Below are 24,789 nucleotides of genomic sequence, written 5' to 3'. Positions count from 1 at the left end.
GCTTTTCGTTTTATTTTGCAAAAATAAGAGAGAATAAAGGATTTTGTATATAGATGGCGTATTCTTTACGTGTGCCTGTTAAATTGTTCTTCTACACCTGCTAAATCTTCTGCATATTTTTTATGTGTTCGTTCGAATAACTTGTGGAACATATCTCCGACGTGTCCTTCTAAAATTTGGATTCCTTCTCCGGTGACCCCACCTTTTACACATACTTTTTCTTGTAATGTCGGTAATGTGAAAATTTCTTTTTCAAGCAATTTCCCCATCCCAATAATCATTTCACTTGCTAAAGTAGTAGCTTCTTCATGAGTAATCTTTGTTTGATCTACCGCTGCGTCAATAAAGCACTGTAATAAATAACTGAAGAACGCTGGTCCGCAACTTGCAATATCAGATGAAACGCGCGTAATATCTTCTTCAATGACCATAGGTGTAGAAATATTTTTAAATAAGTTCAGTAATTGTTGTTTCCATTCCTCAGAACAGTTTTTTCCGAATGTGAATAGTGAAGCGCCAGAGAATGCTCGGTTTGTAATGCTTGGAATAATGCGTGCAACGTGACAAGAAACCACTTTTTCTAATTGGCTGGCTGATATAGGACTAGTGATAGAAATTAAACATTTTTCATCGGTCAAGTAAGCGGTATGTTGTTTTAAAATAGGATAAATATCTAAAGGCTTGACGCAAATAAAAACAAGTTCTGAACGTTCTATTACTTCTTGCACTGTTTTTGCTATATAAATAGAAGGATATTTCTCTTTTATATGATATGCTTTGGCAGGCGTACGATTAATAATAGTGAGGCACGAAGGTTTGACAGCGCGTGTTTCTAAAAAAGCATCAATGAGTATATTTCCCATGTTTCCTGTCCCTATGATTCCGATGTTCAATGTTTCATCCCTCCTTCGTAACATCTTTCTCCTAAACAATATGAACTATGTTGTGAATTTATGAATTGGAGGAATAAAATGATGTGGAATTTACAAAAGAAGTGGGTTGCTTTATTAGGAGCTGCTGGATGTGTGATTGTTCTTTTTTTATGGCAGACAAACAATCAAGAAGAGAAAGCAACTGTTCAACTTCAATCAGCTACAGTTGTGAAAAGTGAAGGGAAAAATAAATCAAAAGAATTGGAAACAAAAGAGCAGAAAAAAGAAATTATTGTTGATATAAAAGGGGCTGTGCAAAGAGAGGGAGTTTATGAGTTAAGAGAAGGTTCTCGCGTGAAAGATGGTATTGAAAAAGCAGGAGGGTTTTTGCCAGAAGCAGATGTAACACGAGTAAATTTAGCTCAAATTATGCAGGATCAAATGCTTTTATATATTCCTAAAAAAGGGGAGCAATTACATGAAACAACGATGCCTGTTCAACAATCTGGAAAGATACCGATCAATCAAGCTTCAAAAGAACAGCTTGAAAACATAACAGGAATCGGTCCGAGGAAAGCGGAGGCAATTATAAAATATCGTGAAGAGCATGGATCATTTCAAAAGATAGAAGATTTGTTGGAGATAGATGGGATCGGAGAGAAATCGCTTGAAAAGATGAAAGATCAAATTATAGTCCCATAAAGCAAAACGGGAGTCGTGCCATATGAATTTTAAAAAATCAAAGCAATGTGAAGTCTCCTTTGATCTTCATAGCTAGGCTTATACGACTGAAAATTTTATGGAAATATAATAAAATATTGACGAGCTTCTTCTTCTTTCGCTACACTACAGATGGACAAAAAGGTGGGTGAAGATATGGAACGAATTTCTTGGGATCAATATTTTATGACGCAAAGCCATTTATTATCGCTACGTAGCACATGTACAAGGCTTGCAGTAGGAGCGACAATTGTCCGCGATAAGCGAATTATTGCAGGTGGTTATAACGGTTCAATTAAGGGCGGTGTTCATTGTATAGATGATGGGTGCTATGTCATTGATAATCATTGTGTGCGTACCATACATGCAGAAATGAATGCTTTATTGCAATGTGCGAAATTTGGTGTAAAAACAGAGGATGCTGAAATTTATGTCACGCATTTTCCTTGTTTACAATGCTGTAAAGCGATTATTCAAAGCGGTATTACGGCCGTGTATTATGCGCAAGATTATAAAAATCATCCGTATGCGATAGAGTTATTTAAACAAGCAAATGTGACTGTAAAGCATGTTCCTTTAGAATATGATATTGCATCATTAGAGCAACAAGAGCGTCATATGCAATTGAAAGAACTGTTTTCTTCGTTAGAAAAAGAAGATTTAACGATGGACGAACTACAACAAGTATTCACAAAAGCGAAACAAATGCTATAAGGAGTGAGTAGGAGTTGCGTAGGCAGTGGGGCTATATTGCAATTTCTTTTGTAATAGGAATTGCAATTGCCTGTTCCTCGTCTCAAGTATTGGTTACGATTTTATTTGGGTGTTATTTTTTATTCTGCATATATCGTACTTCGCGTCAAACCTTCATGTTCTGTATAGTAGCGTGTCTTAGTAGTTTTCTTTATACATCCTATATTGAACAGGAAAATAAGCCTTCTATGCGTTATGATTTGGAATTCATAACGGGTGTGATTCAAAATACCCCTCTTATGAATGGAGATCGCCTCTCTTTTCAAATAGAAGATAACTCAAAAAATAAAGTGCAGCTATTTTATAAAATGCAGTCAGAGAAGGAAAAGAATATGCTGCGCGGGTTACGTGTGGGGATGGAATGTACTTTTAGAGGAGCGTTAAAGGAACCGCCAAGCGCCCGGAATTTTCATGGATTTGATTATAAACATTACTTGCACAAACAAAGGATTCATTTTTTGTTTGAAGCAACCGAAATAATGGATTGTAACAACAATCATGTCACATTTGTGAATTGGCTTTTTCAATTGAGACAAGAAGCAACTTTGGCAGTTGCAGAAATGTTTCCTGAACAATCAGGTGCGTTTATGAATGCGCTATTATTTGGAGACCGCCAATTCATGTCATATGAAGTGGAACAGCAATATCAACAGTTTGGTTTGATTCACTTGCTTGCTATTTCGGGTTCGCACATTGTATTACTATCGGCAATTGTATATTTTATTTTGCTTCGAATTGGTGTAACAAGGGAAAGAACAACCACTGTTCTTATCATTTGTATCCCGTTGTATATGTTTTTTGCAGGGGCATCTCCTTCTGTTATGCGAGCCTCTATTATGGGTACTTTATTGCTCATAGGGGTGATGCATTCCTTTCGTTTATTCAGTATAGATGCGATTAGTGTAACAGCTATATTCATGCTCATATATGACCCATATATGCTTTTTGATATCGGATTTCAATTTTCGTTTATTGGCAGTTTAGCATTATTGTTATCTGCAAATACATTGTTACAGTATAACCGCGGGGTAATTCAAAATGCGGTCATCCTTTCTCTTATTTCACAACTTGTCAGTATCCCGATTACGCTGTATCATTTCGGTTATTTTTCTCCATATAGTATTCCCCTCAATTTGATCTATGTTCCATTCTTGTCTTGTATTGTATTACCGTGTAGCATCATTATTTTTTTATGCATGATGCTTTTCCCCCCGATGGCAAAAGGAATTGCACATATACTGTCTATATGTTTACGCATTTCTAATGATATTTTACAGTATTGTGAAGCCTTTCCTTTCGTGCGGCTTACGTTTGGACAAACTCCTCCATTTCTTGTAGCGCTTTATTCCTTTAGTATCATTATTATATGTATCGTGTGGGAAAGAGCGATTAGGAAAGCATTTTTATATTTCGCCTTTGGCAGCTTCTTTTTTTTATGCATGTGTCATTATCTATCTCCATATTTTCGCGCAAGTGGTAGTGTGACATTTATTGATGTGGGACAAGGTGATGCGATATTGATTCGCCTTCCGTATGAGAAAGGAGTGTATCTTATCGATACAGGAGGGACAATTCCGATAAAAAAAGAACATTGGCAACAGAAGAAACATGAATTTTCTATTGGGGATGATGTGCTCCTTCCTTTTTTACAAAAGCAAGGAATTCGCACGATCGATAAGTTGATTGTAACACATGGTGATGCTGATCATATGGGAGCGGCTAAAGAGGTAGTATCAGCTCTTGATGTAAAAGAAGTTATATTTGGAAAAAAGAGAAAAGATTCCGTATTAGAAGCTGAATTGAAGCATCTTGCGCAGAAAAAAGACATACGAATCAATGAGGTGAAAGAAGGTGACGGATGGAAGGTCGATGAAGCAGAATTTAGAATACTATCACCAGAGGGAACCGAAACAAGTGATAATGATTCTTCTATTGTGTTATGGACAAAAATAGGGGAATTTACATGGTTGTTTACAGGAGATCTAGAAGGAAAGGGTGAGGAGCGTATAGTAAAACAGTATCCAAACTTGCGAGCGGACATATTAAAAGTTGGACATCATGGGAGCAAGACATCTTCTACAGCTCCGTTTTTGCATCTTATTCAGCCGAAGAAAGCGATTATTTCGGTAGGGGAGCATAATCGATACGGGCATCCGCATGACCAAGTATTAAAGCGTCTTGAGGAAAGGCAAGTGGAAGTGTGGCGGACAGATAGAGAAGGAGCCATTTTATATACTTTTCAAGGAAAGAATGGAACATTTCAAAGCAAATTAACATATGATGAAGCACAGAAAAGGATGAAAAAAGACCGCAAGTAGCGGTCTTTAGGAACCTATAAATTTAATGATTGTTGCAATAATAAAAAGTGTTGCGAAAAAACCAAATGAGACGATAAATCCTACCCCTGAATCAACAGCGTCATTACGTTTACTTTGAACGTTTTGCTCAAATTCATTCATTTAGCATCCCTCCCCAACATTCCACTTTAGTATAAAATATTGTCAGAAAAAAATCTACAATTTCCCTGCATAGATAGTAAGAGTATGCCATGGATTCTCCTTTTTTGGAGGTGAATATCTTAAAAATAAGAAAGATTTACATTACCAAGCATGTTAACAGTTGGTACTTATACTTGGAGAGTTGCTGTAAATAATAAAAGTAAAGTGGTTTACCGCACACCAATAAGATTCCCGGGGCTTATTGCGTGGCGTTTTATATAAATAAAGGAACAGGTAATGATACCTGTTCCTTTGGACTTGTAAAACATTACATCCACCAGTAGTATAAAGGTATATTGCCAAATTAGGGAGTAGGAAAAGTATGAGTGATATACATAAGAAAATTAAAAAGAAGCAGTTTGCCCCGTTTTATTTATTGTATGGAACGGAAGCCTATTTTATAAATGAAACAATCGATTTAATTACAGTGGAGGCACTTGCCGAAGAAGATCGTGATTTTAATATTGTTACATATGATTTAGAAGAGGCGTATTTAGAGGATGTAGTAGAAGATGCAAGGACACTTCCATTCTTTGGAGAGCGAAAAGTATTATTAATAAAGTCCCCGTTATTTTTAACATCACAGAAAGAAAAATTGGAACAAAATATAAAGATTCTTGAGGAATATATTGCTGAACCATCCCCGTTTTCGATCATGATTTTTATCGCTCCATATGAAAAGTTAGATGAGCGAAAAAAAATTACGAAGTTATTAAAGAAAACGGCTGAGGTAGTAGAAGCGAATGCTATGCAAGTGCAAGATGTTAGGAAATGGATTGTAAAGCGTGCTGAAGAAGTTCATGTGCATGTTGAAGAGGCGGCTGTAAGCTTGCTTTTGGAGCTCGTAGGAAGCAATGTAACAATGTTAGCGAAGGAAATGGATAAGTTAACACTGTATGTTGGAATGGGTGGAGATATTACAACAAAACTTGTAAGTGAGCTTGTACCGAAGTCAGTTGAGCAAAATGTTTTTGCCTTAACAGAAAAGGTCGTAAAAAAAGATATAGCAGGAGCAATGAAAATATTAGATGGCTTATTTACGCAGCAGGAAGAACCAATTAAATTATTAGCGTTGCTAGTGAGTCAATTCCGTTTATTACATCAAGTAAAAGAGCTACAGCAGCGAGGATATGGGCAAAATCAAATTGCTTCGCATATTGGTGTTCATCCGTACCGAGTAAAATTGGCGATGAATCAAACGAAATTTTTCTCATTTGAAGAATTGAAAAAGGTAATTTTCGAGTTAGCGGAAGCGGACTATAGTATGAAGACAGGGAAAATGGATAAGAAGTTAGTTCTAGAATTTTTCTTAATGAGACTAAATCATATGTGACCGAAAAAGTTCATGCGGCGATTAGCATGAACTTTTTTGTATATAAAAAAACGACCCAAATGGATCGTTTTTAAACGTCTTACGCGTTTACTTTTTTCGCTAAGCGAGATTTTTGACGAGCTGCAGCGTTTTGGTGGATAAGACCTTTACGAGCTGCTTTGTCAAGTTTTTTAGAAGCAGTTTTGAAAGCTTCTTTAGCATTTTCAAGATCGTTATTAGAAACTAAAGCTTCTACAGTTTTAACAGCAGTACGCATGTCAGATTTGATAGAAGCGTTATGTGCACGACGCTCTTCGCTAAGTTTAGCGCGTTTGATAGCAGATTTGATGTTTGCCATACTTTTCACCTCCCTGGTGCGATCGAGTGACTCGATACTTACATAGAACAAGTGATATTCTATCAAACGGTGGAGAGAATTGCAATAGCGATATCAATGAAATTTCATATAAAGGAAAGAATGGCTCCATAGAACTTTGGGAAATCTAACTATATTTACTATAAATTATGGAGGAGATACGATGAAAGAACCATTGGATTTAAGTAAATATGCTGTTAGAACTGACCTTGCGGTAGAAGCGCATCAAATGTTGCAAGAACAGCAACAAGAAAACACCGGTATTCAAGGTGTGATGATAAAAGAGCGTGAAGAAGAAGGAATGACGATTACGAAAGTGACGATTGATGAGAGTGCTTCGGAAGCAATGGGTAAAAAGCCTGGGAATTATTTAACACTTGAAGTGCAGGGAATTCGTCAGCAAGATACAGAACTGCAACGAAAAGTAGAGCGTATTTTCGCAAAAGAATTCGCTTATTTTTTGGAAGAGATCGGGGTTGAGAAGGAAGCGAGTTGTTTAATCGTTGGATTAGGAAATTGGAATGTAACACCAGATGCACTTGGTCCGATTGTTGTAGAGAATGTCCTTGTAACGCGCCATCTTTTTAAATTGCAACCTGAAAGTGTGGAGGATGGATATCGTCCTGTTAGTGCGATTCGTCCGGGTGTCATGGGGATTACTGGAATTGAAACGAGCGATGTGATTTACGGTATTATCGAAAAAACAAAGCCAGATTTTGTAATTGCAATTGATGCCTTGGCGGCACGTTCTATTGAACGAGTAAATAGTACGATACAAATTTCAGATACAGGGATTCACCCAGGTTCTGGAGTAGGGAATAAAAGAAAAGAACTTAGTAAAGAAACGCTTGGTATTCCTGTAATCGCGCTTGGTGTTCCAACAGTTGTAGATGCTGTTTCTATTACGAGTGATACGATTGACTTTATTTTAAAACATTTTGGACGCGAAATGAAGGAAGGAGATAAGCCTGCTCGCTCTTTATTACCAGCCGGATTTACATTTGGTGAGAAAAAGAAATTAACAGAGGAAGATATGCCGGATGAAAAAAGCCGCAATATGTTTTTAGGGGCTGTAGGTATGTTAGAAGAAGAGGAAAAACGAAAATTAATTTATGAAGTATTGGCTCCGCTTGGACATAACTTAATGGTAACACCAAAAGAAGTAGATGCGTTTATTGAAGATATGGCAAATGTAATAGCAAGTGGTTTAAATGCAGCGCTTCATCATCAAATTGATCAAGATAATACAGGAGCATATACACATTGAGTCGATTTTTGTTGCAATGTGTGTGCTGTGTAATTTTCTGTCTGTTTATCATGCTTGCTGGAATTGGAATGGCAAACTATGGATTGAAGAGTATGAAAGGGTATCGGCAGCCGACATATGAACAAATAGCTCATATGACAGGAACGAAACAAGGAAATATAGAAACAGAAATTTTGAGCGAGACGTTTTCTGCAAGTGAAAAGCAAAAACAGTTAGAAAAACTTAGAAGTTTTAATATAGTAGAAGATGTTGGAATGAAAATTGCGGAATTGACTCGTAACATTGCAAAGTTTGGACTAGATATAGCGATTGGAAAAATTAAAGAAATTTTTAATGCGTTAGGAGCATCTTAAGTTAGAAAGTTGTCAAAAACCCACTTTTATTATGGCAGGAGCACAAGATCAAAATATATTCGCATTTCGACACGAGATATCGACTAACCGGTAAAATGAAACTTTAATCAGCGGCGTGGTTCTTCATCCGTCACTAATTAGGAGCCCTTACCAATCGGGCCGTTACTACCTAAAAATAGCGGGATGAAATGCGCCCCTTCGCATCTAGTGAAAAATAGAAATAGGAATTGGTATTTATTATTTTTGTTCAGCTCGTCCAAAAAGTTATACGTTTATGACGAGCTCTTTGTTTGAAAAAGATTTGTCTCTTAATGTGTACTCGCATAAGATAAAGGTAGAATGATTTGTCTTGCAAGTAGCACGAGTTTTCATTGAATCTTTGCTGCTCTATTGATATAATCAGTGCTAGTGTATATTGGCGAGACTATTAGGAGTTGAGAACATAGATGAACAAAGAAGAAAGAGCAAAAAGACAGTCCAAAATTCGTAACTTCTCTATCATTGCTCACATTGACCACGGAAAGTCAACGTTAGCAGACCGTATTTTAGAGAAAACAAATGCGTTAACACAGCGCGAAATGAAAGCTCAATTGCTTGACTCTATGGATTTAGAGCGTGAGCGCGGTATTACAATTAAATTAAATGCAGTTCAATTAACGTATAAGGCGAAAGATGGTGAGGAATATATTCTTCATCTAATCGATACGCCAGGACACGTCGACTTTACGTACGAAGTATCACGTAGTTTAGCGGCTTGTGAAGGGGCAATTCTTGTTGTGGATGCAGCGCAAGGAATTGAAGCACAAACGTTAGCGAACGTATATTTAGCATTGGATAACGATTTAGAAATTTTACCGGTTATTAATAAAATTGATTTGCCAAGTGCTGATCCGGAACGTGTTCGTCAAGAAGTAGAAGACGTAATTGGATTGGATGCTTCAGAAGCTGTGCTTGCTTCTGCAAAAGCAGGAATTGGTATTGAAGAAATTTTAGAACAAATTGTGGAGAAAGTACCAGCTCCAGATGGTGACCCAGAAGAGCCGCTACAATGTATGATATTTGACTCTTTATATGACCCATATCGCGGTGTAATCGCATATATCCGCGTTGTAAATGGTACAGTAAAAGTCGGCGATAAAGTACGCATGATGGCAACTGGTAAAGAGTTTGAAGTAACAGAAGTTGGTGTATTTACACCGAAAACAACACAGCGAGATGAGTTAACGGTAGGTGATGTTGGTTTCTTAGCGGCATCTATTAAAAACGTAGGAGATACGCGTGTTGGTGATACAATTACACATGCGAAACGTCCAGCAGCAGAACCATTACCAGGTTACCGTAAATTAAATCCGATGGTATTCTGTGGTTTATATCCAATCGATACAGCTCGTTACAACGATCTTCGTGAAGCGTTAGAAAAGCTGCAATTGAATGACTCAGCTTTAGAGTTTGAACCAGAAACATCACAAGCGCTTGGCTTCGGTTTCCGCTGTGGTTTCTTAGGACTTCTTCATATGGAAATTATTCAAGAGCGTATTGAACGTGAATTTAAAATTGATTTAATCACAACAGCACCAAGTGTTATTTACAAAGTGTATTTAACAAATGGTGAAGAAATTGTTGTAGATAACCCATCTAATATGCCTGATCCACAGTCTATTGATCGTGTAGAAGAGCCGTATGTAAAAGCGTCTATTATGGTGCCAAACGATTATGTAGGTGCGGTTATGGAAATTTGTCAAGGAAAACGCGGTACGTTTATTGATATGCAATATTTAGATGAAACACGTGTTACATTAACGTATGAGATTCCGCTTTCAGAAATTGTATATGATTTCTTTGATCAGCTGAAATCGAATACGAAAGGATATGCTTCATTTGATTATGAATTAATTGGATATCAAGCGTCTAAGCTCGTGAAGATGGATATTTTATTAAATGGAGAACACGTCGATGCATTATCATTTATCGTACATCGAGACTCTGCGTATGATCGCGGTAAAATAATCGTAGACAAGTTAAAAGAATTAATTCCAAGACAGCAGTTCGAAGTGCCAATTCAAGCTGCGATCGGAAATAAAATTGTAGCGCGTTCTACAATTAAAGCGATGCGTAAAAACGTACTTGCAAAATGTTACGGTGGTGACATTTCTCGTAAGCGTAAATTGCTTGAAAAACAAAAAGAAGGTAAGAAGCGCATGAAGTCTGTTGGGTCGGTAGAAGTACCACAAGAAGCGTTCATGGCTGTATTACGAATGGACGATGATAAATAAAAAAGGAAGCCGCTTTAGCGGTTTCCTTTATTTTTTTAGTTGACGAATAAATTCGCCCATAAGTTGTGGAAGGTCGTTCCATGCGTGACCAGAAATTAAATTTTTGTCAACATGGAAGCGAGTTTGTACGTAAGTTGCACCGCATGCTTCCACTTCTGGACGACAAGCTGTATATGCTGTTAATTCGCGGTTCTTTAAAACATCTTTAATTACTGTTAAAGCAACAGCGGCATGACATAAAATCATAATCGGTTTATTTGCTTCAAAGAAATGTTTGGCAAGATGCGGGAAACTAGGATGCATACGGATATGTTCTGGAGCGCGTCCGCCAGGAATAATTAAAGCATCGTATTCTTCAGGATTTACATCTTCGAAAGCCGCGTGCACTTCAAGTTGATAGCCGCGTTTCTCTGTGAAAGTTTGCCAATCCTCAAAGTCATGAACAACAGTGTGTAATGTTTCTGTATTTGTTGGAGAAGCGATTGTTACATCAAATCCTTCTTCAAGACAACGGTAATATGGATAGTAAGCCTCTAGTGCTTCAACGGCGTCGCCAGTTAACATTAATACTTTTTTAGACATCTTTATATCTCTCCTTTACAATAGTGATGACACTATTTATTGTAAGAAATAAAAGTGTAATAGGGAAGAATGCACTTTTGAGTGACAAGGTAACGAAAAAGTAACTATGTAAGAAAAGTTAGGAGACGACTAATGTCTGAAAATATTCGCAAAGATATTCAAGAAAAAATAAAAAATGGTGATTTTAATTGTGAGAAGGAACTGACGCTTTCTATTATTAGTGGGAAGTGGAAGGTTGTAATTCTTTGGCACCTAGGGGTAGAGGGACCTCATCGCTTCAGTGAGTTACAACGATTGTTTCCAAATATTTCTCATAAAGTTCTATCAAATCAATTAAAGGAATTAATGGAAGATGGGATTGTGGATCGGACAGTATATCCAGAAGTGCCACCTCGTGTAGAGTATTTTATGACGGATTTAGGCATGACGCTTTTACCAATCGTCGAAATGATGTATGATTGGGGAAAAATGCGAATGAAACAAATTCGTGATGGATTAGAGAAGTAAAGGGCCTCCGAAACGCGGAGGTTTTCTTTTTAGAAAGGTAGGAGTAAAATTTGATGCAAGCTGCATATATCCATATTCCGTTTTGTCAGCATATTTGTCACTATTGTGATTTTAATAAAGTATTTATTGAGCGTCAGCCTGTTGATCAATATTTAGAGTATTTGGAAAAGGAAATCGTGAATACGGTGCAAAAGGTTCCTTTTGAGCAGTTGAAAACGATATTTGTAGGAGGAGGAACACCGACAGCGTTAAATATGGAGCAGACAAAAAAATTGCTTGATATTATAAATCGTCGTTTACGACCGTTTGCTCCAAACTGTGAAGTAACGTTTGAAGCGAATCCTGGAGATTTACCAAAAGAAAAGTTAAACCTTCTATTAGAAGGAGGCGTGAACCGGATTAGTTTTGGTGTACAAACATTTCGAGATGAACTATTGGAAAAAATCGGACGAAAGCATACGAGAGAAGATGCGTTTGTTGCCATTCGTGAAGCGCAAGAAGTAGGGTTTACAAATATTAATATTGATTTAATTTATGCACTGCCAGGACAAACAATTGAAGATGTAAAAGAAACGTTAAATATCGCTTTTACACTTGGAGTGCAGCATTTCTCGGCGTATTCTTTAATTGTTGAACCGAAAACGGTATTTTACAATTTAATGAACAAAGGGAAATTACGACTACCAGGTGAAGAACATGAGGCAAAAATGTACGAGATGGTAATGGGTGAAATGGAGAAACATGGGTATCATCAGTATGAAATTAGTAATTTTTCAAAAGAAGGTCATGAAAGTAGACATAATCTCACATACTGGAATAATGAAACTTACTATGGGTTCGGTGCTGGGGCACATAGCTATGTAAATGGTGAACGAATTCAAAATGTTGGTCCATTGAAACAATATTTTGCTAAAATCGATGAAACGGGGTTCCCTTATCTAGATGTTCATAAAGTAACAGAAAAAGAGAGAATGGAAGAAGAATTGTTCTTGGGACTTCGAAAAACAAAAGGCGTTTCAAAAAAAGCATTCCAGCAGAAGTTTGGGGTGAAGATGGAGGACATCTTTGCGAATCAATTGGTCCATAATAAAGTGCATGGATTACTTGAGGAGAAGGATGGTCATGTTTGTTTGACAAGAACAGGGAAGTTACTAGGAAATGAAGTGTTTCAATCATTCTTAGTGGATTAACGAAATTGTTTCTGTGGAAAAAGTTTCACGAATTCTTGACGTTTCCGTTGACAATTGAATGTCAATTTTGGTAAGTTAGTAATAGATTTAGCACTCGTAGATAAAGAGTGCTAACAGAGGTGATGATGAGATGCTTACGGAACGTCAGCTCTTAATTTTACAAGCAATCATTGATGACTTTATCGGATCAGCACAGCCTGTTGGATCAAGAACGTTAGCTAAAAAAGATGAAATTACATTTAGTTCGGCTACCATTCGAAACGAGATGGCCGATTTAGAAGAATTAGGGTTTATTGAAAAAACACATAGTTCTTCAGGACGTATTCCTTCAGAAAAAGGATACCGATTTTATGTAGATCATCTATTAGCGCCACAACACTTGTCCACTGAGGAAATTGTACAAATTAAGGATTTATTTGCTGAAAGAATTTTTGAAGCGGAAAAGGTTGCACAGCAATCAGCTCAAATTTTGTCAGAACTCACAAATTATACGGCAATTGTTCTTGGGCCGAAATTGAGTACAAATAAGCTCAAAAATGTACAAATTATTCCGCTGGGCCAAAAGACAGCAGTCGCAATTATTGTAACTGATACAGGGCATGTACAAAGCAAGACGATTACCGTTCCGGAATCTGTTGATTTATCAGATTTAGAAAAAATGGTTAATATTTTAAATGAAAAACTATCTGGTGTACCAATGGTAGAATTACACAATAAAATTGTAAAAGAAGTTGTGACAGTTCTACACAGGTATCTCCATAACTATGATAGCGCAATGAAAATATTAGACGGTACATTTCAAGTGCCTTTATCGGAAAAGATATACTTTGGGGGAAAAGCTAATATGCTTGCTCAGCCAGAGTTCCATGATATTCAAAAGGTACGTTCTTTGTTAGAAATGATCGATAATGAAGCTGAATTTTACGATATTTTACGTAAGAAGCAAGTAGGAATTCAAGTGAACATTGGTCGGGAAAATTCCTCAATGGCAATGGAAGATTGCAGCTTGATTTCTGCGACGTATTCTGTTGGAGAAGAACAGCTTGGAACAATTGCAATATTAGGTCCGACGAGAATGCATTACGCCCGAGTTATCACTCTTTTACAATTATTCACAAAACAATTTGCAGAGGGGTTAAATGGGCTGTATAAATCAAAATAATAAATTCGCTCGAGTAATGAAAGATAATCATTGCTGGTGTGTAACATAAATATATGCTTGAGTGCTCATGCTCAACGTGAGCACTTGAACACTTTTAAGGAGGTGAAAGTTGTGGAAGAGCGTAACGAACAAGTGGTTGAAGAGACAAAAGAAGCGCAAACTGAAGAAGCTACTATAGAAAAAAACAGTGAAGAATTTGTAACAGAAGAAACAACTGAAGAAACTGTAGTAGAAGAAAAAAGTGAGGCAGCTCTTTTACAAGAAAAAGTAGATGAATTGCAAGCGAAATTGACGGAAACGGAAGGTCGCATGTTGCGTCTACAAGCTGATTTTGAAAATTACAAACGCCGTGTTCAACTTGATAAGCAAGCGGCGGAAAAATATAGAGCGCAAAGTCTTGTATCAGATATTTTACCTGCTCTTGATAATTTTGAAAGAGCGATGCAAGTGGAAGCAAGTGATGAGCAAATGAAATCCTTATTACAAGGGATGGAAATGGTGTATCGTCAGTTGTTAGAAGCGTTAAATAGAGAAGGTATTGAGGTGATTGAAGCTGTTGGAAAGCAGTTTGATCCTCATGAGCATCAAGCTGTTATGCAAGTAGAAGACAGTGAATTTGAATCCAACGCGGTTGTAGAAGAATTTCAAAAGGGTTATAAACTGAAGGACCGTGTGATTCGCCCATCAATGGTAAAAGTAAATCAATAATTTACATAAATGTAGGAGGTTTCGCCATGAGTAAAATTATCGGTATTGACTTAGGTACAACAAACTCTTGTGTAGCTGTTATGGAAGGTGGAGAACCAAAGGTTATCCCAAACCCAGAAGGCAACCGTACAACACCTTCTGTTGTAGCATTCAAAAATGATGAGCGTCAAGTTGGGGAAGTTGCAAAACGTCAAGCAATTACAAACCCAAATACAATTATGTCTGTTAAACGTCATATGGGTACAGACTACAAAGTAGAAGTTGAAGGTAAAAACTATACACCTCAAGAAATTTCTGCAATTATTTTACAAAACTTAAAAGCTTCTGCTGAAGCATATTTAGGTGAGCCAGTAACAAAAGCTGTTATTACAGTACCAGCATACTTCAACGATGCAGAACGCCAAGCAACAAAAGACGCTGGTCGTATCGCTGGCTTAGAAGTAGAACGTATTATTAACGAACCAACAGCAGCTGCTCTTGCTTACGGTTTAGAAAAACAAGATGAAGAGCAAAAAATTCTAGTATATGACTTAGGTGGAGGTACATTCGACGTATCGATCCTTGAGTTAGCAGATGGAACATTCGAAGTTATTTCAACTGCTGGTGATAACCGTCTTGGTGGTGACGACTTTGACCAAGTGATCATCGATTATTTAGTTGCTGAATTCAAAAAAGAAAACAATATTGATTTAAGCCAAGATAAAATGGCACTTCAACGACTGAAAGATGCTGCTGAAAAAGCGAAAAAAGATCTTTCTGGTGTAACACAAACTCAAATTTCATTACCATTCATTAGTGCTGGAGCTGCGGGTCCATTACACTTAGAACTAAACTTAACAAGAGCGAAATTCGAAGAACTTTCAGCGAACCTTGTTGAAAGAACTTTAGAACCAACTCGTCGTGCATTAAAAGACGCTGGTCTTTCTGCAAGTGAGTTAGATAAAGTTATTCTTGTTGGTGGTTCTACTCGTATTCCAGCTGTACAAGAAGCAATTAAACGTGAAACTGGTAAAGAACCATACAAAGGTGTTAACCCTGATGAAGTAGTAGCATTAGGTGCTGCTGTACAGGGCGGTGTGCTTACTGGTGATGTAGAAGGTGTTCTATTATTAGATGTAACTCCACTTTCTTTAGGTATTGAAACAATGGGCGGAGTATTTACAAAATTAATTGAGCGTAACACTACAATTCCAACAAGCAAATCACAAGTGTTCTCAACTGCAGCTGACAACCAACCTGCAGTAGACATTCACGTATTACAAGGTGAACGTCCAATGGCAGCAGATAATAAAACATTAGGTCGCTTCCAGTTAACTGATATTCCACCAGCACCACGTGGTATTCCACAAATCGAAGTAACATTCGACATCGATGCGAACGGTATCGTTAACGTACGTGCAAAAGACTTAGGAACAAATAAAGAACAAGCAATTACAATTCAATCTTCTTCAGGTCTTTCTGATGAAGAAGTAGAACGTATGGTAAAAGAAGCAGAAGCAAACGCTGATGCTGACCAAAAACGTAAAGAAGAAGTTGAACTTCGTAACGAAGCAGATCAACTTGTATTCCAAACAGATAAAGTTGTAAAAGATTTAGAAGGTAAAGTAGATGCAGCTGAAGTTGCAAAAGCAACAGAAGCAAAAGATGCATTAAAAGCAGCGATTGAGAAAAATGATCTTGATGAAATTCGTGCGAAAAAAGATGCTCTTCAAGAAATCGTACAACAATTAACTGTAAAATTATATGAGCAAGCTCAAGCGGCTGCTGGTGCTCAGCAAGCAGAAGGTGCACAAGGAAACGCTGGTGCAAAAAATGACAATGTAGTTGACGCTGAGTTTGAAGAAGTAAAAGAAGATAAATAATAAAGTAAAATAGCATAAGTAAGATGACAAAAAGTCAAAGTCAAGCGTGCCTTGACTTTGGCTTTTTTCACGAATAAGGCTTAATAAGGGCCTAAGTCTTTTCAGAAGGCTCTTACGTTTTTCTTTTTGCATATTGTAAGAGAGGGAAGTTTGTTGCAAAGCACTTTCTTTCAATGTTAAAATTACGTTTATGTGAACGATTCGGGGGTTACGATTTTATGAGTAAACGAGATTATTATGAGGTGCTTGGTGTAAGCAAAAGTGCTTCAAAAGATGAAATTAAAAAAGCGTATCGTCGTTTGGCTAAAAAATATCATCCAGACGTAAGTAAAGAAGAAAATGCAGTAGAAAAATTTAAAGAAGTTCAAGAAGCGTATGAAGTGCTAAGTGATGAGCAAAAACGTGCGCAGTATGATCAATTTGGTCACGCTGGTCCAAATCAAGGTTTCGGCGGCGGAGACTTTGGTGGTGGTTTTGGATTTGAAGATATCTTTAGCTCGTTCTTTGGCGGAGGCGGTAGACGTCGTGATCCAAATGCACCGCGTCAAGGTGCAGACTTGCAATATCAAGTGACGCTAGAGTTTGAAGAAGCAATTTTTGGTAAAGAATTAAATGTGGAAATCCCAGTAGAAGACCCTTGTGATACATGTCATGGTAGTGGGGCTAAACCAGGAACTACAAAAGAAACATGTAAACATTGTTCAGGAACAGGTCAAATCAGTGTAGAACAAAACACACCATTTGGTCGCATCGTGAATCGTCAAACATGTAGACATTGTTCAGGAACAGGCCAAATGATTAAAGAAAAATGTACAACATGTCACGGAACTGGAAAAGTACGTAAACGTAAGAAAATTAACGTTAAAATTCCAGCAGGTATTGATAATGGTCAACAAATTCGTGTCGCTGGTAAAGGTGAAGCTGGCGTAAACGGAGGACCAGCGGGAGATTTATATGTAGTTGTTTATGTAAGAGAGCATGAATTCTTTGAGCGTGATGGAGATCATATTATTTGTGAAATGCCATTAACGTTTGCGCAAGTAGCACTTGGTGATGAAGTGGAAGTGCCAACTGTTCATGGAAAAGTGAAGCTGAAAATTCCAGCAGGAACACAAACAGGTACAGAATTCCGCTTAAAAGGAAAAGGTGCTCCAAATGTACGCGGTTATGGTCAAGGAGACCAATATGTAGTCGTTCGCGTTGTGGTACCGACAAAATTAACAGCGCATCAAAAAGAATTATTGCGTGAATTTGCAGGGCAAGAAGACCAAGATGACAGCTTGTTTGGAAAGCTTAAACGAGCTTTCAAAGGAGAATAATGGAAACGAAAAATGGAGTTGGTAAATTGTGAAATGGTCAGAAGTTAGTATTCATACAACAGAAGAAGCGGTAGAAGCTGTTTCTCATATTTTACACGAAGCAGGTGCTAGCGGTGTAGCGATTGAAGATCCAGCAGAGCTTACAAAAGAGCGTGAGCAACAGTATGGTGAAATTTATGCGCTCAACCCAGCTGAGTATCCAGCGGATGGAGTAGTAATAAAAGCGTATTTCCCGCAAACGGATTCTTTACACGAGACAATTGCAAGTGTAAAATCATCTATTGATGTACTTCCGTCTTACGACATTGAAATTGGTACAGGGAACATTACAATTAATGAAGTTGATGAGGAAGATTGGGCTACTGCTTGGAAAAAATATTATCATCCAGTTCAAATTTCTGATGCATTTACAATTGTGCCAACGTGGGAAGATTATACACCTTCTTCTCCAGATGAAAAGATTATTGAGTTAGATCCTGGTATGGCCTTTGGGACAGGAACGCATCCAACGACAACGATGTGTATTCGTGCGTTAGAGAAAACAGTAAAGCCTGGGGATACAGTCATTGACGTTGGGACTGGTTCAGGAGTATTAAGTATTGCGGCGGCTAAACTAGGGGCAGCTTCTGTTCAAGCTTATGATTTAGATCCAGTAGCAGTTGAAAGTGCGGAGATGAATGTCCGATTAAATAAAACAGATGATGTTGTATCTGTAGGACAAAATAGCTTGTTAGAAGGTATTGAAGGTCCGGTCGATTTAATTGTAGCAAATTTACTTGCGGAAATTATCCTTATGTTCCCTGAAGATGCAGCAAGGGTTGTAAAGCAAGGCGGATTATTTATTACGTCTGGCATTATTGCAGCTAAGGAAAAAACAATTTCCGAAGCGCTAGAGAAAGCTGGATTTACAATTAAAGAAGTGTTAAGAATGGAAGATTGGGTAGCAATCATTGCACGAAATGCGTAATATATACTTTATGAATATATGAACGGAAAAGTCTCTCGCTATAAAGGTGAGGGACTTGCCGTTTGTTCTATTAAAATGAGAATGTTTCGTTCTTTTCGTAAGTATGGGCTTACGAAAGGAACGAAACTTTACTAAGGTGATGAGATGCAACGTTATTTTGTAGAAGAGAAGAATGTAAATGGTACAAATATTCGTATCGTTGGCGATGATGTGCATCATATTGCCAGAGTGATGCGTATGTCAGCTGGAGACCACATCTATTGTTGTGTAAATGGGAAAACAGCAGAGTGTACAATTGCTGAAATTACCAATGAATTTGTCGATAGTGCTATTGTAAAATGGATAGAGACATCGAGCGAGTTACCTATACTCGTAACGATTGCCAGCGGACTGCCGAAAGGAGACAAGCTTGAGTTAATTTTTCAAAAAGGAACTGAGCTTGGGGCAGCTGCATTTTTACCATTTCAAGCATCGCGTTCAATCGTGAAATGGGATGCGAAAAAAGCGGATAAAAAAGTGGAACGTTTGAAAAAGATTGTGAAGGAAGCTGCGGAGCAATCTCACCGGACAGAAATTCCGCATGTATATGCTCCAGTATCATTTAAACAATTGCTTGAAATGAGTAAAGAGTATGATGTTTGTCTTGTTGCCTATGAAGAAGAGGCGAAGCAAGGTGAAAAAGCAAATTTTGCAAAAGCTCTTACAGCAATTGAACCTGGCCAAAAACTGCTTATTGTATTTGGTCCAGAAGGTGGTTTAAGTGAGGAAGAAGTATCCGCACTTCGTGAATATAAATTTGTACCATGTAGTTTAGGACCAAGAATTTTAAGAACAGAAACGGCACCGCTCTATGCGTTAAGCGCCGCTTCTTATCATTTTGAATTGATGGGGTGATATCAATGGCAACTGTTGCGTTCCATACGTTAGGTTGTAAAGTAAACCACTACGAAACAGAAGCAATTTGGCAATTGTTTAAACAAAGTGGTTATGAAAGAGTAGATTTTGAAAAAACAGCAGATGTATATGTCGTTAATACATGTACTGTAACAAATACAGGTGATAAAAAAAGCCGTCAAGTGATTCGCCGTGCAGTAAGACATAATCCGGATGCTGTTATTTGTGTAACAGGTTGTTATGCACAAACTTCTCCAGCAGAAATTATGGCAATTCCAGGTGTAGATATCGTTGTTGGTACTCAAGACCGCGAAAAAATGCTAGGTTATATTGAACAGTATCGTCAAGAGCGTCAACCAATTAATGCTGTACGTAACATTATGAAAACACGTGTATATGAAGAATTGGATGTACCATACTTTACTGACCGTACACGCGCATCTTTAAAAATCCAGGAAGGTTGCAATAACTTCTGTACGTTCTGTATTATTCCTTGGGCACGCGGTTTAATGCGCTCTCGTGATGGAAAAGAAGTCATTAAACAAGCGCAACAATTAGTGGATGCAGGATATAAAGAAATTGTCCTAACTGGTATTCATACAGGTGGATACGGTGAAGACATGAAAGACTATAACTTAGCGGGATTACTTCGTGACATGGAAGCAGAGGTAAAGGGATTGAAGCGCCTTCGTATTTCTTCTATTGAAGCGAGTCAAATTTCTGATGAGGTTATTGAAGTATTAGATAAATCTGAAGTGGTTGTACGCCATTTACACATTCCACTTCAATCTGGCTCTAACACGGTATTAAAACGCATGCGTCGTAAATATACAATGGAATTTTTCCAAGAGCGTTTAAATCGCTTAAAAGAGGCGTTGCCAGGCCTTGCGATTACATCGGATGTAATCGTTGGTTTCCCGGGTGAAACAGAAGAAGAGTTCATGGAAACATATAACTTTATTAAAGAAAACCGTTTCTCTGAACTGCACGTTTTCCCATATTCTAAGCGTACTGGAACACCTGCGGCACGCATGGAAGATCAAATTCCTGAAGAAGTGAAAAATGAGCGTGTTCATCGTTTAATTGAATTATCAAATCAATTAGCGAAAGAATATGCTTCTCAGTTTGAAGGGGAAGTTCTGGAAATTATTCCAGAAGAACCATTCAAAGAAGGTGACCGTGAAGGGTTATATGTAGGATATACAGATAATTACTTGAAGGTTGTATTTGAAGGATCAGAAGAATTAATTGGGAAACTAGTCAAAGTGAAAATTACAAAAGCAGGTTATCCATATAATGAAGGGCAATTTGTTCGCGTTCTCGAAGACGATATGAAAAAAGAATCTGCAAGCGCATAATGAAAAAGCATGCAAACAAAAAGGTTTGCATGCTTTTTTTCGGGCTATAGGTCATGTTTTCAAACTTGCGATTATAAAGATTGAAAAAAATAGTGGAATTTATGAAAGTTAAATACAAAAGTTCATAACTTTGTTTTCGTTGCTTTAAAGTGTGCCGGAATCAATTTGATTGGAAGAGAGGAAACGACTGAATGTACAATCGTAAGTGATTCGTTAAAAAAGAAAATAGCTATTGATTCTCACTTACGACTTAAGAGTTTTTTTGGTCAAAAAATGATCTGCTTTTCTTTTATTCTGCTAAATAGTTGACCTAAAGTGACAAAATGTATTATAATCGTAAAAGACATGCTGAAGAAGTGTTTCTTTTTGCATGCTGAAGTTAGTATGTAAGTGTGATGTTTCGGAGGGAGGGAAAGATAATGTCAAAAACAATCGTTCGTAAAAACGAGTCTTTGGAGGATGCACTTCGCCGTTTTAAAAGATCGGTTTCTAAAACTGGTACACTTGCTGAAGCAAGAAAACGCGAGTTTTATGAAAAACCAAGTGTAAAACGTAAGAAGAAATCTGAAGCGGCAAGAAAGCGTAAATTCTAAGAGAGGGTGTAAGTTATGAGTCTTCTCGATCGTTTAAACGGTGATATGAAACAAGCGATGAAGAATAAACAAAAAGAACAATTAACCGTCATTCGTATGGTTAAGGCTGCTTTGCAAAATGAAGGTATTAAGCTGCAACAGACTCTTACTGAAGAAGAGGAATTAACAGTTTTAACTCGTGAAGTAAAACAGCGTAAGGACTCCCTCCTTGAATTTAAAAAAGCGGGTCGTGATGACCTTGTTGATAAACTGCAAAGTGAAATTCAGATTTTAAACACATATTTGCCGAAACAGCTAACAGAAGAAGAACTAGCTGATGTAATTAAGCAAGTGATTTCAGAAGTTGGTGCAACATCGAAAGCGGATATGGGTAAAGTGATGAGTGCTGTTATGCCGAAAGTAAAAGGGAAAGCAGACGGATCGCAAGTGAATAAGCTGGTTGCACAGCTATTAGCATAAAAAAACGTCTCATGAGAAATGAGACGTTTTTTTATGCTTTTTTTGTTTGGACGTGATATTACAAGCTCTTTTTTCATACATATGGGATGAGAGGGGGGTCTTGGAGATGAAGAAGCTAGAACAAATGAAAAATTGGCTAACGAAGCAAATAGACCTACCAGTGGATGTACTAATGGATCTGCCTCGTATTACTCTTGTTGGGCAAGTACATATTTATATAGAAAATCATCGAGGATTATTAGTTTTTTCTGATAAAGAAGTAAGGTTGTTATTAAAACATGGTCAATTATTAATTAAAGGACAGTCGTTTGTAATCAAAACAATTCTCCCAGAAGAACTTCTACTCGAAGGTGTAATTGAGCAGGTAACATTTTTAGAAAATGAAAAGAAAGAAAAATAAAGAGAAACTCCCATCATGAAAGTTCTCTTCTTCATTAGAAGCAAAGCGGAGGGGAATTTGTCATCAGTGAGATGAGATAAGCTCACTGATTCATATTTTGCTGTATGTTGTACGAGCTATAAAAGTGGAGAGAGAAGCTCTGCTTTTGAGAAAGATAGTGGGGGGCAGACAATGAAAAATCAATGGTTTACGAAATGGCTTGGGTATGTCAAAGTACGCATTGAAGGAAGAGGGGTTGAGCGGTTTGTTAACGAGTGTGTACGCAGGAATTTAGTTGTTTGGGATGTAAAGAAAATTGCTGATGAAACATTAGTCTTTTGTATGCTGCTGCGAGATGTAAAAAAATTAAGGATAATTTATCGTAAACATGAATGTAAACTATATTTTATAGGGCGCTATGGCGCTCCGTTTTGGAATAAGCGATTGATTAAAAATAGTGGGTTTTTAATTGGATTTCTTGTCTTTTTTTTCGGTATGATCGTCTTATCAAATATGGTATGGAAAATTGAAGTTACGGGAGCTAAACCAGAAACAGAATATATACTTATGAAAGAATTGGACAAAATGGGTATCAAGAAAGGGAGATTGCAATTCCAAATGCCAAGTGTGGAAGAAATTCAGCGGCACTTGACTGATAAAATTAATGCGATTACATGGGCTGGTCTTGATGTGCAAGGAACAACATATCATTTTAAAATAGTTGAAAAAAATGAGCCGAAAAAGGAGAAGGCGCAACAGCCGCAAAACTTGGTAGCGAAAAAGGGAGCGATTATTACAAGGACCTTTGTAGAGATTGGGAAGCCGGTTGTAATGAAAAATGATTATGTAAAAAAAGGACAGTTGCTTGTTTCGGGTATGTTTGGGAATGAAGAAAATCCAACGATTGTTTCCGCGAAAGGGATTGTTTATGGAGAAACATGGTATGAATCTAACGTAACAGTTCCGCTGAAAACCACTTTTCAAGTGTATACAGGAAATTCATATAATGAGCATTTTCTTCGATTAGGAAGTGCTAAAATAAAAATATGGGGATTTCAGCATGATAAGTATAGGAAGTCCCAAACTGAAAATGTAAAACATGATGTGAAATTACTTGGTTTTACATTACCGATTTCTTATGAAAAAGAAATTGTGCGCGAAGAGGAAGAGGCTAACCGTGAATATACGGAAAGGGAAGCGCTTAAAGTTGCGAAAGAAATGGCAGAAAAAGAATTAAAGAAAAAATTGGATGAACATGCTATGATTGTAAGTGATAAGATTTTGCATAAAAAGGTTGAAGGCGAACAACTAAAAGTAGCATTACATTATACAGTGATTGAAAATATTGCAGAGCCACAACCTATATCTGAATCCGATATTCAAGGAGACTGAGTAATGACAGAACAATTAGTAGAGATGAATCAACAAGTAGAAAATCACAATGAAGCAATCGCTCTATTTGGAGTGAATGATGCGAATTTGAAAGTAATTGAACAAGAGCTTTCTGTATCGATTGTAACTAGAGGAGAGTCTGTTCGCGTATCTGGAACAGATGAAGCAGTGGCACTTGTTGAAAACATTTTACAGCAATTACTAACTGTTATTCGTAAAGGTGTATCAATTACTGAACGGGATGTTCTATATGCAATTCAACTTGGTCGCCAAGGGAAAATTGCTCATTTTGAAGAGTTATATGAAGAGGAAATTTTTAAAACAGCAAAAGGTAAGTCTATACGTGTAAAAACGATGGGGCAAAGACAGTATATTCATGCGATGAAAAAGAATGATATCGTTTTTGGAATCGGACCAGCTGGTACAGGGAAAACGTATTTGGCTGTGGTAATGGCCGTACGAGCGTTAAAACACGGCTATGTGAAAAAGATTATTTTAACAAGACCGGCAGTAGAAGCTGGAGAAAGTTTAGGGTTTTTACCAGGAGATTTAAAGGAAAAAGTAGACCCTTATTTACGCCCTTTATATGATGCGCTCCATGATATTCTTGGACAAGAATATACGCAGCGTATGATGGAAAGAGGCACAATTGAGATTGCACCTCTTGCGTATATGAGAGGAAGAACGCTTGATGATTCCTTTGTTATTTTAGATGAGGCACAAAATACAACTGGTGCTCAAATCAAAATGTTTTTAACTCGCCTAGGTTTTAGTTCGAAAATGGTTGTTACAGGCGATCCTACTCAAATTGACTTACCAAAAGGGGTTAAGTCAGGGCTTTCGATTGCAGAAAATGTTTTATCTAATGTATCAGGCCTTTCCTTTGTTAGACTAGAACAAACAGATGTAGTAAGGCACCCACTTGTACAACGAATTATTGAGGCGTATGATAAAATGGAATGATCCTATTGGCCAGGGTCATTTCTTTTTATT

General features: G+C 37.4%; 25 protein-coding genes. 21 read left to right on the top strand and 4 right to left on the bottom strand.

The genetic code is table 11. The annotated features are described in order from the left end of the window. Nucleotides 1-65: 65 nt before the first annotated feature. Entirely contained in the window at nucleotides 66-893 is an 828-nt protein-coding gene (comER, locus tag MR063_RS02950) for a late competence protein ComER (RefSeq protein WP_242193260.1), read from the bottom strand. Nucleotides 894-971: 78 nt separating this feature from the next. Between comER and MR063_RS02945 the strand changes: the two genes are divergently transcribed. The 3 genes from MR063_RS02945 to MR063_RS02935 all read left to right on the top strand — a co-directional run bounded on the left by MR063_RS02945 (nucleotide 972) and on the right by MR063_RS02935 (nucleotide 4,663). After that, nucleotides 972-1,574, top strand: a complete 603-nt coding sequence (locus MR063_RS02945; protein WP_277927749.1) for a helix-hairpin-helix domain-containing protein — start codon at nucleotides 972-974, stop codon at nucleotides 1,572-1,574. A 174-nt stretch (nucleotides 1,575-1,748) separates the two neighbouring features. Beyond that, nucleotides 1,749-2,306 (top strand): ComE operon protein 2, encoded by a 558-nt coding sequence (locus MR063_RS02940; RefSeq protein WP_242193257.1) that lies wholly within the window; start codon nucleotides 1,749-1,751, stop codon nucleotides 2,304-2,306. Nucleotides 2,307-2,320: 14 nt separating this feature from the next. Next, nucleotides 2,321-4,663 carry a DNA internalization-related competence protein ComEC/Rec2 gene (locus tag MR063_RS02935; protein ID WP_242193255.1) on the top strand — a complete coding sequence of 781 codons (2,343 nt, stop codon included), beginning with the start codon at nucleotides 2,321-2,323 and terminating at the stop codon, nucleotides 4,661-4,663. 6 nt (nucleotides 4,664-4,669) lie between these two features. Here the strand turns inward: MR063_RS02935 and MR063_RS02930 are convergent, their stop codons facing one another. Beyond that, nucleotides 4,670-4,804 (bottom strand): YqzM family protein, encoded by a 135-nt coding sequence (locus MR063_RS02930; RefSeq protein ID WP_041810028.1) that lies wholly within the window; start codon nucleotides 4,802-4,804, stop codon nucleotides 4,670-4,672. A gap of 361 nt (nucleotides 4,805-5,165) precedes the next feature. Here MR063_RS02930 and holA point away from each other — a divergent pair, with 361 nt between their 5' ends. Continuing rightward, nucleotides 5,166-6,176: a DNA polymerase III subunit delta gene (holA, locus tag MR063_RS02925; RefSeq protein WP_242145349.1), complete on the top strand. Its 1,011-nt coding sequence runs from the start codon at nucleotides 5,166-5,168 to the stop codon at nucleotides 6,174-6,176. A 79-nt stretch (nucleotides 6,177-6,255) separates the two neighbouring features. Here the strand turns inward: holA and rpsT are convergent, their stop codons facing one another. Continuing rightward, nucleotides 6,256-6,513 carry a 30S ribosomal protein S20 gene (rpsT, locus tag MR063_RS02920; RefSeq protein ID WP_012095513.1) on the bottom strand — a complete coding sequence of 86 codons (258 nt, stop codon included), beginning with the start codon at nucleotides 6,511-6,513 and terminating at the stop codon, nucleotides 6,256-6,258. Between the two features lie 181 nt (nucleotides 6,514-6,694). On the opposite strand from rpsT, the gene gpr reads away from it, so the two are divergent. From gpr to lepA, 3 genes are all read left to right on the top strand, one after another. Then, nucleotides 6,695-7,798, top strand: a complete 1,104-nt coding sequence (gene gpr / locus MR063_RS02915) for a GPR endopeptidase (protein WP_242145348.1) — start codon at nucleotides 6,695-6,697, stop codon at nucleotides 7,796-7,798. Then, entirely contained in the window at nucleotides 7,795-8,151 is a 357-nt protein-coding gene (locus MR063_RS02910) for a DUF3679 domain-containing protein (protein ID WP_277927748.1), read from the top strand. The genes gpr and MR063_RS02910 overlap by 4 nt, the downstream gene beginning before the upstream one ends. Before the next feature lie 446 nt (nucleotides 8,152-8,597). Next, complete coding sequence (gene lepA / locus MR063_RS02905) at nucleotides 8,598-10,424, top strand: elongation factor 4 (protein ID WP_242145347.1); 1,827 nt, start codon at nucleotides 8,598-8,600, stop codon at nucleotides 10,422-10,424. Between the two features lie 27 nt (nucleotides 10,425-10,451). Here lepA and MR063_RS02900 read toward each other — a convergent pair whose 3' ends face one another. Then, nucleotides 10,452-11,006, bottom strand: a complete 555-nt coding sequence (locus tag MR063_RS02900; RefSeq protein WP_242193253.1) for a DJ-1/PfpI family protein — start codon at nucleotides 11,004-11,006, stop codon at nucleotides 10,452-10,454. Between the two features lie 132 nt (nucleotides 11,007-11,138). On the opposite strand from MR063_RS02900, the gene MR063_RS02895 reads away from it, so the two are divergent. From MR063_RS02895 to MR063_RS02830, 14 genes are all read left to right on the top strand, one after another. Continuing rightward, the gene (locus MR063_RS02895; protein ID WP_242145345.1) at nucleotides 11,139-11,513 is read left to right on the top strand and encodes a winged helix-turn-helix transcriptional regulator; all 375 of its coding nucleotides are present in this window, start codon (nucleotides 11,139-11,141) and stop codon (nucleotides 11,511-11,513) included. A 50-nt stretch (nucleotides 11,514-11,563) separates the two neighbouring features. Then, nucleotides 11,564-12,703, top strand: coding sequence for a radical SAM family heme chaperone HemW (hemW, locus tag MR063_RS02890; protein WP_242193252.1), 1,140 nt, complete (start codon nucleotides 11,564-11,566; stop codon nucleotides 12,701-12,703). Between the two features lie 130 nt (nucleotides 12,704-12,833). Continuing rightward, a complete protein-coding gene (gene hrcA, locus MR063_RS02885) occupies nucleotides 12,834-13,865 on the top strand; it encodes a heat-inducible transcriptional repressor HrcA (RefSeq protein ID WP_242193251.1) in 1,032 nt (343 codons plus the stop codon). A gap of 111 nt (nucleotides 13,866-13,976) precedes the next feature. Beyond that, nucleotides 13,977-14,573 (top strand): nucleotide exchange factor GrpE, encoded by a 597-nt coding sequence (gene grpE, locus MR063_RS02880; RefSeq protein ID WP_242193248.1) that lies wholly within the window; start codon nucleotides 13,977-13,979, stop codon nucleotides 14,571-14,573. A gap of 26 nt (nucleotides 14,574-14,599) precedes the next feature. Next, entirely contained in the window at nucleotides 14,600-16,435 is a 1,836-nt protein-coding gene (gene dnaK, locus MR063_RS02875; RefSeq protein ID WP_242193246.1) for a chaperone protein DnaK, read from the top strand. A 218-nt stretch (nucleotides 16,436-16,653) separates the two neighbouring features. Further along, nucleotides 16,654-17,754, top strand: coding sequence for a molecular chaperone DnaJ (dnaJ, locus tag MR063_RS02870; protein WP_242193243.1), 1,101 nt, complete (start codon nucleotides 16,654-16,656; stop codon nucleotides 17,752-17,754). 28 nt (nucleotides 17,755-17,782) lie between these two features. Continuing rightward, nucleotides 17,783-18,721 carry a 50S ribosomal protein L11 methyltransferase gene (prmA, locus tag MR063_RS02865; protein WP_242193242.1) on the top strand — a complete coding sequence of 313 codons (939 nt, stop codon included), beginning with the start codon at nucleotides 17,783-17,785 and terminating at the stop codon, nucleotides 18,719-18,721. A 144-nt stretch (nucleotides 18,722-18,865) separates the two neighbouring features. After that, entirely contained in the window at nucleotides 18,866-19,615 is a 750-nt protein-coding gene (locus tag MR063_RS02860; RefSeq protein ID WP_242193241.1) for a 16S rRNA (uracil(1498)-N(3))-methyltransferase, read from the top strand. A 5-nt stretch (nucleotides 19,616-19,620) separates the two neighbouring features. Continuing rightward, the gene (gene mtaB / locus MR063_RS02855) at nucleotides 19,621-20,973 is read left to right on the top strand and encodes a tRNA (N(6)-L-threonylcarbamoyladenosine(37)-C(2))-methylthiotransferase MtaB (RefSeq protein WP_242145337.1); all 1,353 of its coding nucleotides are present in this window, start codon (nucleotides 19,621-19,623) and stop codon (nucleotides 20,971-20,973) included. Nucleotides 20,974-21,392: 419 nt separating this feature from the next. Further along, nucleotides 21,393-21,566 (top strand): 30S ribosomal protein S21, encoded by a 174-nt coding sequence (gene rpsU, locus MR063_RS02850; protein WP_012095498.1) that lies wholly within the window; start codon nucleotides 21,393-21,395, stop codon nucleotides 21,564-21,566. 15 nt (nucleotides 21,567-21,581) lie between these two features. Further along, nucleotides 21,582-22,025, top strand: a complete 444-nt coding sequence (locus MR063_RS02845; protein WP_242193240.1) for a GatB/YqeY domain-containing protein — start codon at nucleotides 21,582-21,584, stop codon at nucleotides 22,023-22,025. A gap of 106 nt (nucleotides 22,026-22,131) precedes the next feature. Continuing rightward, nucleotides 22,132-22,425, top strand: a complete 294-nt coding sequence (yqfC, locus tag MR063_RS02840) for a sporulation protein YqfC (protein ID WP_097896947.1) — start codon at nucleotides 22,132-22,134, stop codon at nucleotides 22,423-22,425. 171 nt (nucleotides 22,426-22,596) lie between these two features. After that, nucleotides 22,597-23,796, top strand: a complete 1,200-nt coding sequence (gene yqfD / locus MR063_RS02835) for a sporulation protein YqfD (RefSeq protein WP_242193238.1) — start codon at nucleotides 22,597-22,599, stop codon at nucleotides 23,794-23,796. Nucleotides 23,797-23,799: 3 nt separating this feature from the next. Continuing rightward, entirely contained in the window at nucleotides 23,800-24,759 is a 960-nt protein-coding gene (locus MR063_RS02830; protein ID WP_242193237.1) for a PhoH family protein, read from the top strand. Nucleotides 24,760-24,789 lie beyond the last annotated feature (30 nt).

The organism is Bacillus cereus group sp. BfR-BA-01492, assembly GCF_022662815.1.
Classification (GTDB): domain Bacteria; phylum Bacillota; class Bacilli; order Bacillales; family Bacillaceae_G; genus Bacillus_A; species Bacillus_A cereus_BD.
This window is presented reverse-complemented; position numbering and strand designations above follow the sequence as displayed.